Raw genomic sequence first — 10509 nt, forward strand, 5'->3', positions numbered from 1 at the left:
TTTGTTCTAAAAGGCACTCTATCGGTTCGATGGCTTTTCTGTCTACTGCCAAGCGCCAAAAACTGTCCGAAGTATTGTAAGTTAGCTGCATTGAAGTTGCCCGATCGGATGCCGATGGCAGTGGTTCACGGGCTTACCCTAGCCGAACGCATTCAACGAGCGATCGAACTATATGAGATCGGATATCGTGCCGTTGGAATTGGAGGACTCGTAGCAGGAGCCAGAAATTTTCACAGCAGCCTCATAGCGATCGCGGCAACTATTGAAGCAATACGTCAATTTGACACAAACGTTCATTTCCACGTTTTTGGACTTTGCAGCCCAAGATATGCAAGAGCATTCAACCAGCTGAAAGTCAGTTTTGACGGCTCCACCTATGCTAAAGAAGCATTTATAGCTCGTAACTTCTTGATGAATCAAGGTGGCAAGCTCGTTCGCTATCCTGCCGCTAAAACCGATACTAAGGCGATCGCCCCTAGATGCTGCTGTCGTGCCTGCAAGATTCTGCGCCAGTATCAGATTGACCCCAGATATTACGGCAGCAGGCAGCACGATATCGGCAGGCTTGCTCATAACCTCAATCAACTGCTGCTAGCACATAATCACGCTACGAATACATTAGCAACATGTCAGCTATTTCAACTTCAGTGCTAACCGCTTACTGTTTGCCTACCAACATACTGAAAAGTAGTGAGTTTGTATCCAATCTAGTCAAGGATCTGCATAACGCAGCATTTTGAGTCAGTTTTTCGCTAACCGACACGATCTTACCAGCTGCTAAAAATTCAAATAACTCGCAGCGCGTTGCACGAACGAGAAAAGTTATCGAGCGCCAACAATATGAACGTTCCATCCACAACAAACAATACACTCACAGTATCATTTGATGCTCTTAACGAAACATCCAACAGGCTGCGACAAGCAGGCGCGATATTTTCAGTCAAAAAAGCCGGAAAAGACTGCTATCAAATTATTCTCAAAAAACAACCAGGTGCGAATGTTTCAGAGCTTTTGGATAAATGCTGAGTTTTCTCCGTGTCCGCACACAGCGACTCAAACAACAATATAGGTAGCAAAAGGTAGCAAAGCAGCAATTACTACTTATATTTTGCTGCCTCAAGTTGTGATGTTTGGATTCTAGAGTAATTTACCCAAAAAATTCAACTTATATTTTGCTGCCTCAAGTTATGATGTTTGGATTCTAGAGTAATTTACCCAAAAAATTCAACACCTCTTTGAATGCCTAAGCTAGTACTACATATTCGAGCGTAGAGAAAAAATTTAGGGATTTTTTGTCAGGAACCCAAGCAATTAAGTGCTTCGCACGCCCAACTAGAACCATTCAACACAAAATAGGCGTATGACATATCTAAACTCCGTCACAGTTATCGGTCGAGTTAGCCAAGACCCCAATATCCGCTATTTTGAAAGCGGAGCAGTCAAAGCAGCGGTATCGATGGCTGTACGTCCGCCATATAAAGCTGAAGAACCGCAGTGGTTTGACGTAGAAGCCTGGGGAGCGCAGGCAGAAGTGATTGCTAACTACGTTCGCAAGGGGACTGGGTTAGCCGTCAAAGGCGAACTGGTATTCGACCATTGGGTTGACAAAAATACAGGCGCACCCCGCAGCAAAGCATTCATCAGAGTCAAGCTGCTCGAATTGTTAGGTTCGCCTCGCGAACGACAAGAATCTGGTGCGGCAACCAGCGAATTTCCAACCCCAGACCTCGCCACCATCGCCAACGCCCAGTTCTAATTTCAATAACTCCAACTGTACCATAGCCCCAATCTCCTTAAAAGTGGAAATTGGGGCTATGGCTTGCGCCCGCATTACCAATCTCAAACATCATCCAATTCAAACCATGATTATCGCCACTCTCACAATCGCTGTAGAAACAATTAACGAACAACACGACACTGAAGGCATGAAAATCTGTAACGGTGTTGCGTCAATTCAAACCTACTCAAAGGATGGTCCCGTTACCGAACAAATTAACTATCGTTGCCGAGGCGCTGGTGCCGTCCAAGTCGGTGCAGCAGGTACGGGCACTCAAGGTATAGCTATTGGCTACGTAGACTTCATTATCGTTAACCAAGATACCTACAAAGAAAAGATTCCCTGCCTTGTTATCGATAGCTTCATTCCCAGCCAGTCGGATACGATCCCCGCTACGCCCACGCCTGACGCACCCGAACCCGTACTTGCAGGAGTCAGTGCTGCGGTCGGTAACGGCAGCATTCCTCAGATAGAGGATGACACCGACACGGACATCCCATTCTAATCGCCGATCAATTCAACAAAATATTCAGAATTAGTGTCGCCTTCGTGCTGGCATTAATTCTTTTTTTCTGTTAAACAACATAATGTGAAATGAAATTGGCTCCCAAGTCATGCCATTGGAGCAAGTGTATGGAGTTCGTCGAGCAAATATTCGTGCTGAAAAGCGCTTTTGGAGTCTCTGCTTAGGCAATCGTCTTTTCTGACAATCATTACCGCTGTTTGTAACACACTGACTGGCTAGATGCTTAGAGGCTCCTTAACTAGGAAGGAAATGAGATATACAGCGATCGAAGCAAGGAACGAGTCGATGGTTAAATTTCACTCAATTGAAATTCCTGGTTTTTTTTGTTGACCGCACAACTGATGCAGTTTAAATTTGTCTGTACAACGAGGAGAAGTATTCTTGTGCAACCAAGTACGAAATTTATTACTCTGACTTCTTACAAAGGCGGTGTGGGAAAAACGACTAGTGCTGTCTGTCTGAGCTGCTTGTTTTCCAACTACGGACAGGTTATGCTGATTGACTCCGATCCAAATCGCTCGGCAACTGCTTGGGCAAGTTCGGGAAACCTACCATTTAAGGTGGCAACCGAGAACACGGCAACAAGGCTGATGGCAAAAACTCACTTTGATTTCGTTGTGATTGACACACCTGCCCGACCTGCCGAAGCGGAAATGCAGGAGCTAGTTGAAGGATGCGATCTACTACTACTTCCTACAACTCCTGACTCGCTCGCCATGAAAGCAATGATGCTTACCAGCCAAAGTTTACCCCAAGGAACAAATTACCATATCCTTCTGACGATGGTTCCGCCGCCACCTCAGAAAGACGGAGAAGACGCGCTCAAGGTGCTGCAAGAAAAAAGTTTTCCTGTTATAAAACATAGCATCAGATTGCTGAAAGTCTATAAAGATGCAGCAGCACTAGGGCTACCTATCAATAGTATGAAAGGAGGTAAAAAAGCATGGCAGGATTGGATAGAACTAGCAAAACTCAGTCCGATATCCGAGCTGATAAGTTCCGAGATATCCTAAACTTTGTTCCGGAGAACTTATCAGAAATCGCCGCCAATGCCGAGCCAGATGAGATAAATTTTGACGGCAAGCATCAAATTGGGTTGAGCGAGATTTGTTTACCTCAACAGCAACCGCGCCGTTATTTCGATCCTCAAGCTTTAAAAGAGTTAGCCAGCTCAGTCAAACAGCATGGCATTCTTCAGCCCCTACTCGTGCGCCCTCTTTCTTCAGGGAGGTATGAATTAGTTGCAGGAGAAAGGCGTTACCATGCTGCTAAAGAAGCCAACTTAGTCGAAGTCCCTGTCGTTGTCCGAGAACTTAGTGACGAAACTGCTTTACAGCTAGCTCTAATTGAGAACTTACAGCGAGAAGATCTTAACCCTGTAGAAGAGACAGAAGGAATTTTACAACTACTAGCACTCAAGTTAGAAATAAGTTCACCAGAAGTAGCAAAGCTACTATACCGAATGCAGAATGAAGTCAAAGGAAAAGTTACCCATAACGTTATGGGTAGTTTGCCAAACCAGGTCATCCAAGCTACGTTTGAAGCTATCGGGCTGATGGACTGGGAATCTTTCGTGACTAATCGCTTGCCTTTACTCAATCTCCCTATTGACATTCTAGAGGCTTTACGCCAAGGAAAGATTGCTTATACAAAAGCTCAGGCGATTGCTAGAGTCAAGGATGAAGAGCACAGACAAGCTTTGTTAGAGACAGCGATCGCCGAAAACCTATCTCTAGGTCAAATTAAAGAACGGGTAGCCAGTATCGCTGACAAGCAGGCAAATTCAATTAGCAGCGTAACTTCATCACTGAAAAGCCGTATGGACGCAGCCTACCGCCTGGTGAAAAAGTCAAAAATTTGGGCAGATCCCAAAAAGCAAAAGCGGTTAGATAAGCTGCTGACAGAATTAGAAGCATTAGCCTCTAAATAATTACTTCTTTCGTTATCATAGCGTTTACACAGCAACAAGACTTTCCTATTCCATGCCATCTAAACAGGTTTTTGTGAGAGAATACACTGTCCGCGCCCACGAGCGGACAATCCACACTCGCCTATTCAAGTTGATCTGCCAACAGTGTCAACAACCGACAGAAAGAGAATCTTATGGACCGAGACCGCTCTACTGCGAGACTTGTCGCCCGCCTCACCAGCTTCAAGACGCGAGCAAGCTGAAAAAACGTAAGCCCAGACCTGTCTTGGTCAAAAGATCGAAGTCGAAAATAAAGTCCTAGTACCTTGCAGATTAATTGCGATCGCGGGAAAAATCCGTTAACGATCGACGTATTTACAGCGTGGTGTTAGTTGTTCCCTATACCCAGACAAGTTGCTGATGGTCTCGCCACCTCAGTACGACGGGTGAGGAATTGGAACAATACAAGCGTTTTTGCATAGCGCATCAGCAGAAAGGGCGGAAAGAGGTTGGCTGACAAAGCGTTAAGGCTACGCTCGAACCCAATCGTTCTGCCCTGTTCCACCTTCAGATGAAAAAGTACGCGCTCTTGAGATCGCTAGCTACTTGACAGCAGTCTTAGGAAAGCAATCTAGTCGCTAGCGATTTCGTACTGCAACCGAGCGAAAAAACTGTTCTTAGGGATTGCCACGCCTCAAGATATCTGGTATAAATATTTACAGATAGGGTGTTTTCAAAGAAACAGCAGTAGTTTTTTCCAAAGTTTTTATCTAGCTAAATCGACAACCGCAACTCTAACGGGTTAGCAGGTTCGTTTGCGATTGCCGCCAGTTTGAATTGAGTCGAACTGAAGACTCTCTACGTCCGCAGCGCCAAGGGCAGTAGGGTGGGGTAAAAGCAGTTGACTTGAGAGAAGATTTGCTTTGCATCTGCTACAAAGCGCGATCGCCATTCCAGGATAACTTTATTTTCCACAACAATTGCATCTAGCTCGTCAGATGCCGTTTGCGGCTTCTGTCAGCAAGAACGCAGCAATACAGAAAAACAGAAAACATCAGCATTTAGCAAGTATTCCAACTATTCCACGCACTAGCACTCCAGTATTCGAGCGAGTGAAAATATCGCCCGAACGCGACAACATACCAATTATGCCTGAATCAGCTACGCCTAGCCAACCCGTCGCTGCCAAGAAACAGCAACTTCTGCCGCCGTCAAAAACAAAACCAGCCGTCGCCTTCAACCGAGCTGCCCTCGACCGCGCAAGAGAAAAGCAAAGAGAACGAGAGTTGCTGACGCAGCAAATCCTAGCACTGCCTTTAGAAGATGTGGCGACTCGATTGGGCATGACACCGAAGAAAGGAGAGAAAGGCAAATGGTGTAACGAGCAGTTAAAGAACATTTCCCTGACTGAAGGTAAAGGTTGGTACGACTGGAATGCAGGCGTGGGCGGGAAAAATGCTACGAGCTTGGCGATGCACGTCTTAGAAATAGACCGACGAGCGGCGAGGGAATGGCTGGCAGTTCAGTTCGGTCTATCGCGCCCAATTTACTACATCTCCTCATGCAGTTCTGCTGCTACTAAACAACGGCGTAAATCGATAGCCAACACGAGTATAGATCGTCGTCCATTCGTCGTCCCCGTACCGGACGAAAGCAAGTGGATGGAAGTTCAATCCTATCTGGTGGAACAAAGAGCTTTACCTCTGGAGCTAGTAGAGGCACTACACCGAGATGGAAAAATCTACGCCAGTGGTATTGCACCAGCCGTACTCAAACGCCTGCAACAGCAAGGGAAAAATGGCAAAAAATTGACCAATGCCGTATTCATCAGGCAGAACTTGCACGGCGAAGCTAAAGGAGCCTCGCTCAAAGACGTGCGGGGTCAGTTCAAGGGAATGGCAGAAGGCTCTAGAAAGGATGTAGGTTGGTTTTCCTTCGTGCAGGGGCAAGGGGAAGTACAGCGGATCGTCCTTACCGAGTCAGCAATCGACGCGATGTCGGTGGCTGCCTTGACTAAATACAAGCACTTAACCACTCTCTACATCGCTACTGACGGTACTGGTACGCTACCACTCGAATTACTGCGCGGTTGTATCGCACGGGGAGGACAAATTATTCTAGCCCAGGATGCCGATAGAGCTGGAGAGAAACAAGCGTGGAATGTCGTCAAGGCTTTAGGTAAAGGCAATATTATCCGTGCCGCGCCAAGCCTTGGTAAGGATTGGAACGAATTCCTCCAAGCAACGGTGAGAGCAACTCAGCTAGAGCAGTGGTATAAAGTTTCCGAGTGGTGGCGAATCGCGCAGGCAATAGGCAAGACAAACAAGTACGTCCAAAGAGTAAAAATTGTGGCTTCTGAGGTAGAAAGCAATCAGCCTTTGTCAAAAGAAGCCAAAGCATCTATGGAGCAAGACTTTTGTAAGTGGCGAGAGATTGGAGCTTCTTTATGGAAATGGTGGAGAGCCGCCATCATGCTAGAAAAAACTGCTGATGATTTACAACAGATTGCTGATATTGCGTTGGCTTTTTTTGCAGAGCAACACCCCTTACCTCTAACCGCAGAAATACTACTGCAAATGCAGCAGGATATTGAATTGTTGCGGCAACTGTAAGGTCTACACTCGCAAATCCAATCCTAAAAAATCTAAAAAATTGCTTTGCAACAGCAATAACAGCGTTTATTAGTCGCAACTTACCCATATATCGATCGCAACTTACCCATGAACAAAAAATCCATTTGTCAAAACATTGATTTAGCCTGTGGCAACGAACCATGCGATTTTACATCCCAGGAAAAGCAATACATTCTTCACTGCCAAAGTAGCAATGACGAGGGCGATCGCACCTTTTTGGATGGACTACTATTTTGGTTTGAGTCAACAGCAAGTGATGGCTGTTGGACCCAAGCAAACGTTGAGTTTATGCATGGCTTGTACTAAAACCGCTCCTGACTGGAAGAAAATGTCAGGCAAGTAGTTATTTTTATGCTGTAGGTGCAAAATCAACCCCAACTTCAATCTTTTCGCACTTTGTCGAAATCGATTTGCTCAAACCAAATTAATTTCGACAGCCATCCTGCTATTGCTTAAGGAAGTCGTGCATCGATGATACCGGAGTCATCATATACCCGTAAAAAACTATTGTCCGACGAGAGCCGATTGACAAAAACAACCAAGTTATAAGTGTTTGGATCGCGGGCTGAGGGCACTTTTAAAGCTTCAATACTTTGAAGATTATAAGCAGCAGAACCAAGCGTTTGAGTTGGTGCCATCTGTCCTTCAGCGTTGAGCGGTCGCCAAGGAGCGATGAGTTCGGACAAATTTGTTTCTAGAACGCTTTGACTCTCAGGGTGACAAATGTCTAGAATCGCTTGTAGTTGGTAGTCAACCGATAGCAGAATACGCGGTGGTCCTTTGATCCCCAAAAGCCCAACTTCAGTTTGGACGACAGCGTTGACCTCTTGCAACGCCGTGACGGGATTGCTGGCTAAGTATAGTGCTTCAAACGCCTGGGACGGATTGTATCTGCCACCAAACTTGAGAGAACCAATCGACGATAGAGCACTACCAGCGTATTTAGCATGAATGAGCCGATAAGCAACTCCTGATTGAGCCAGAATTGGCAGACTAGCCAGAGCTGCGCTTAACTCGTCACCTGTTAGCATTTACCAATCCTCAGCGACCAAAATCTGCTAGCCAGGTTGACCAACTTCGTAAGCGTAGATTAGTGCCTCGACTACCTCGGGTTTACCTTCAATTAAATAGGACAGTGGCGTGCGTCCCCCTAAGTCAGGATGAGGCGAGCGCAGCCAAATCCTGACGTATTCCATCGAGCCATCTAGTAGCTCGCGTAGTTGTACGATCATTTGTACTATTCTTACCATTTCACTTTGCAGCTGCTGTGAATCTGGGTTTTTGAGCAAGCCGCGTGGCGTGCGGTGGAGAATGTCAGCCATTTCCTTAGTTGTCAGATTCAGAGCCTTTGCCAAGCGCGAGGCATCGAACCGCCCAGTAGCAGGATCGTGAGCGGCTAAAATGGTATGTTCAAGCAGCCGATTCACAATTTATTTCCTCAATTACTCTTACTAATTATTGTACGCTTGTTTGTTCCGAATTTGTTCTTATATTGTTCTTTAGCTGTAAAAAGTTTGTTCTCACAACCTGTCTCCTCGCTCTCTCTGGCTTGAATTAAAGCTTGAGACACCTTGGCTGCTTCTGGAAGTGGAAGACTATGCGATCGCCTGCGAGTTAAATCTTTGGCGCTCGATTTCCTAAGCTAACCCAGATGCCTTCAATGTCATAAAATCCCAGCCGCTGTTCTAGTTGAAATCCTCCCAACAACAGAGCTAGCCAAGTTTTAACCAGTGGCGACGAGCCTTTCACCTCATTCTCTGGCACAACTAGATCCTGCACTTCTCGTACCAGATGGGCTAGCGTCAAGTACTCTGCCTTTGTGTTGCCAAAATAATTAGCGATCGCGTCTACCCAAGCAGAAACGTCTTCAGCATGTGCAATGTCGAGCAGCTTTTGCTTCATTGCATTGTTATCTAATTGAGAGTCAATTTCCGATTCTGGCAAAGCTTGCAGCAGTATTTCCTTGTCCAAAACAGCTACAACCGAGCGACCGTCATCGGGAAACTGGTTTGGCTGACACTCGGGTGTTTTTCTGGGCAGACTTGGTAAAGGCTCGATAAACTGCTCGAAATCAACCTGCATCGTTTGCCGTACGTAGCGATCGAAGGCATCTAATGGCATGACTGGTCCTTCATCGCTACCAAGTGCCTGTAATTCCTCCATTGTCAGTAACGAGCGATCGCGAACCAATTGAGCCATTTTCGCGATCGCTTCTGCTGCTATCCGCAGTTTGTCCTGTAATTCCAGTGGTGCGACAGTTGACTCCAACATCAACCACAACTGCTGCAAGTCGGCATCTTCTGGAGCCAAAGCTGCTTCTGACAACACTTCCCACAAGTTTAATTCCAACTGGACGAACTGACTCATGCGATCCCGCCTATTGGTAGTGCTGCACGGGACAGAGTTGCGGGTCTAATCGCTCCTGTGCGGCAAACTTCTTAATACCGTAATTTTCTGACAAGACGCTCAATATCTTTTTAACGTATGCATGTACCTGGCTAGGTGTCATGCCGCCGCAACGAATTGTTTTGACTGAGCCAAATTTCTGCTGCCCCTGCCAAATTTCTGCACCAATGGCATGGACGGGCGTATCTACTCCGGAGGCGCGGTACACCACCAACACGGCAAAGAATTGAGCCGTCGTTGCCTCAGTTTCAACTTCAATCTGCTCCAACTGCCGCGAGCGTTTTTGGTTACGTGAGGAATTGCGGCGATCGCGGTGACGGGCGTGGGAACGGCGGCTGTAGCAAACAGATGGATTCCAACATCTATCGCCATCTACACCATGAATTGCCTGAGCCTGCTCTGCCGAGAGCGTGGCACACTTGAGGCACTTGTCTGGGATCGCCCTAACTTTTCTTACTGGTTCTTGGAGGAGCGATCGTTTTGCTCTAGTCTTTCTAGCAGTTGATTCGGACATTTTTGGTTAGCCACTAGTGCTTGAATTTATTCGCCATCGGGTGCATCTGGGTCAATTCCCATTGCCCGCAAGCGCTCGGCTAACCGTTCGGCTCTTGCTTGCGCTTGTTCTGTTGCGGTAGGAATCCAGTTGCCCTCGGCATCGTACCACCGCAACCATTGTCGCTCGATCCCCTGATAAGTCCCCTGCCATAGTCCCAGACCTAAATTCAAGCTAGGTAGGAAGAATCGCGCTCGTTCGAGTATTTCTTCCCGATATTGTCCAGCTGTGAGAGTAAAAGCTTGCAGCCGATCGCTATAGCGGTCGAATACGACATAGTAGGGAACGCGCAAAATCTGCTCGTAGACTTCCCACTTCGTCGGCGGTCGATCCACTTCCCTTTGCATCCGACCTAAATCTTCTCTTTCCGTACCTGGTGACAGGAGTTCGACGACAACAGCAGGAGCTACGCCTTCTTGCCACATGACATAGCTCATACGTAAATCCCTCCCCTCGTACAACCGCTCCACCCCCAAGACGGCAAACCAATCGGGACGCTTGTACCACAGGGGATGGCGCACGTCGTAATAAAGATTCAGGTCGCTGGCGACGAAAACTCGATCCGGCGAATAGTCGGGAGGAGAGAATGTTTCGCGTAGCAGTTGGGGTTGAAAATCGTGAAATTCGTCGGGCAAACCTGGCTCCTGGGGATCTTCGCTGGGTAAATCGTACATCGTCGGCAGCGTCTCTTTAGCAGAGCGAGGC

14 protein-coding genes are annotated in these 10509 nt (G+C 46.9%); 9 read left to right on the forward strand and 5 right to left on the reverse strand.

Going from position 1 to position 10509, the window contains the following annotated elements; translation table 11 throughout:
* Positions 1–90 precede the first annotated feature (90 nt).
* The 9 genes from C7Y66_RS28420 (at position 91) to C7Y66_RS28460 (ending at position 7188) form a co-directional block, all read left to right on the forward strand.
* Positions 91–654: a hypothetical protein gene (locus C7Y66_RS28420; protein ID WP_199197700.1), complete on the forward strand. Its 564-nt coding sequence runs from the start codon at positions 91–93 to the stop codon at positions 652–654.
* A gap of 186 nt (positions 655–840) precedes the next feature.
* Positions 841–1026 (forward strand): hypothetical protein, encoded by a 186-nt coding sequence (locus tag C7Y66_RS28425; RefSeq protein ID WP_106548130.1) that lies wholly within the window; start codon positions 841–843, stop codon positions 1024–1026.
* 334 nt (positions 1027–1360) lie between these two features.
* Positions 1361–1756 carry a single-stranded DNA-binding protein gene (gene ssb / locus C7Y66_RS28430; RefSeq protein ID WP_106548131.1) on the forward strand — a complete coding sequence of 132 codons (396 nt, stop codon included), beginning with the start codon at positions 1361–1363 and terminating at the stop codon, positions 1754–1756.
* 58 nt (positions 1757–1814) lie between these two features.
* Entirely contained in the window at positions 1815–2282 is a 468-nt protein-coding gene (locus C7Y66_RS28435) for a hypothetical protein (RefSeq protein ID WP_106548140.1), read from the forward strand.
* Positions 2283–2686: 404 nt separating this feature from the next.
* The gene (locus C7Y66_RS28440; protein ID WP_158266015.1) at positions 2687–3316 is read left to right on the forward strand and encodes a ParA family protein; all 630 of its coding nucleotides are present in this window, start codon (positions 2687–2689) and stop codon (positions 3314–3316) included.
* Positions 3247–4233 (forward strand): ParB/RepB/Spo0J family partition protein, encoded by a 987-nt coding sequence (locus tag C7Y66_RS28445; protein ID WP_106548133.1) that lies wholly within the window; start codon positions 3247–3249, stop codon positions 4231–4233. The genes C7Y66_RS28440 and C7Y66_RS28445 overlap by 70 nt, the downstream gene beginning before the upstream one ends.
* A 52-nt stretch (positions 4234–4285) precedes the next feature.
* On the forward strand, positions 4286–4534 hold the full coding sequence (locus C7Y66_RS33590) for a hypothetical protein (RefSeq protein WP_106548134.1): 249 nt from the start codon (positions 4286–4288) through the stop codon (positions 4532–4534).
* 658 nt (positions 4535–5192) lie between these two features.
* Positions 5193–6824 carry a toprim domain-containing protein gene (locus tag C7Y66_RS28455; RefSeq protein ID WP_233222894.1) on the forward strand — a complete coding sequence of 544 codons (1632 nt, stop codon included), beginning with the start codon at positions 5193–5195 and terminating at the stop codon, positions 6822–6824.
* A 148-nt stretch (positions 6825–6972) separates the two neighbouring features.
* Positions 6973–7188, forward strand: a complete 216-nt coding sequence (locus C7Y66_RS28460; RefSeq protein ID WP_158266016.1) for a hypothetical protein — start codon at positions 6973–6975, stop codon at positions 7186–7188.
* A gap of 109 nt (positions 7189–7297) precedes the next feature.
* Here C7Y66_RS28460 and C7Y66_RS28465 read toward each other — a convergent pair whose 3' ends face one another.
* The 5 genes from C7Y66_RS28465 to C7Y66_RS28485 form a co-directional block, all read right to left on the reverse strand.
* Positions 7298–7876, reverse strand: a complete 579-nt coding sequence (locus C7Y66_RS28465; RefSeq protein ID WP_106548136.1) for an RES family NAD+ phosphorylase — start codon at positions 7874–7876, stop codon at positions 7298–7300.
* Positions 7877–7903: 27 nt separating this feature from the next.
* The gene (locus tag C7Y66_RS28470; RefSeq protein WP_106548137.1) at positions 7904–8272 is read right to left on the reverse strand and encodes an MbcA/ParS/Xre antitoxin family protein; all 369 of its coding nucleotides are present in this window, start codon (positions 8270–8272) and stop codon (positions 7904–7906) included.
* A 187-nt stretch (positions 8273–8459) separates the two neighbouring features.
* Positions 8460–9212: a hypothetical protein gene (locus C7Y66_RS28475; RefSeq protein ID WP_106548138.1), complete on the reverse strand. Its 753-nt coding sequence runs from the start codon at positions 9210–9212 to the stop codon at positions 8460–8462.
* Positions 9213–9222: 10 nt separating this feature from the next.
* Positions 9223–9765: a hypothetical protein gene (locus tag C7Y66_RS28480; RefSeq protein ID WP_106548139.1), complete on the reverse strand. Its 543-nt coding sequence runs from the start codon at positions 9763–9765 to the stop codon at positions 9223–9225.
* A 26-nt stretch (positions 9766–9791) separates the two neighbouring features.
* Positions 9792–10509: Uma2 family endonuclease (locus C7Y66_RS28485; protein ID WP_106548142.1), on the reverse strand; the 718-nt coding region annotated here is incomplete at its 5' end.

The organism is Chroococcidiopsis sp. CCALA 051 (genome assembly GCF_003015105.1).
Lineage (GTDB): Bacteria > Cyanobacteriota > Cyanobacteriia > Cyanobacteriales > Chroococcidiopsidaceae > Chroococcidiopsis > Chroococcidiopsis thermalis.

Coding starts and splice junctions, on each gene's coding strand:
- C7Y66_RS28425 (WP_106548130.1), top strand. CDS start 841: ATGAACGTTCCATCCACAACAAACAATACACTCACAGTATCATTTGAT.
- ssb (WP_106548131.1), top strand. CDS start 1,361: ATGACATATCTAAACTCCGTCACAGTTATCGGTCGAGTTAGCCAAGAC.
- C7Y66_RS28435 (WP_106548140.1), top strand. CDS start 1,815: ATGGCTTGCGCCCGCATTACCAATCTCAAACATCATCCAATTCAAACC.
- C7Y66_RS28445 (WP_106548133.1), top strand. CDS start 3,247: ATGGCAGGATTGGATAGAACTAGCAAAACTCAGTCCGATATCCGAGCT.
- C7Y66_RS33590 (WP_106548134.1), top strand. CDS start 4,286: ATGCCATCTAAACAGGTTTTTGTGAGAGAATACACTGTCCGCGCCCAC.
- C7Y66_RS28465 (WP_106548136.1), bottom strand. CDS start 7,876: ATGCTAACAGGTGACGAGTTAAGCGCAGCTCTGGCTAGTCTGCCAATT.
- C7Y66_RS28475 (WP_106548138.1), bottom strand. CDS start 9,212: ATGAGTCAGTTCGTCCAGTTGGAATTAAACTTGTGGGAAGTGTTGTCA.
- C7Y66_RS28480 (WP_106548139.1), bottom strand. CDS start 9,765: ATGTCCGAATCAACTGCTAGAAAGACTAGAGCAAAACGATCGCTCCTC.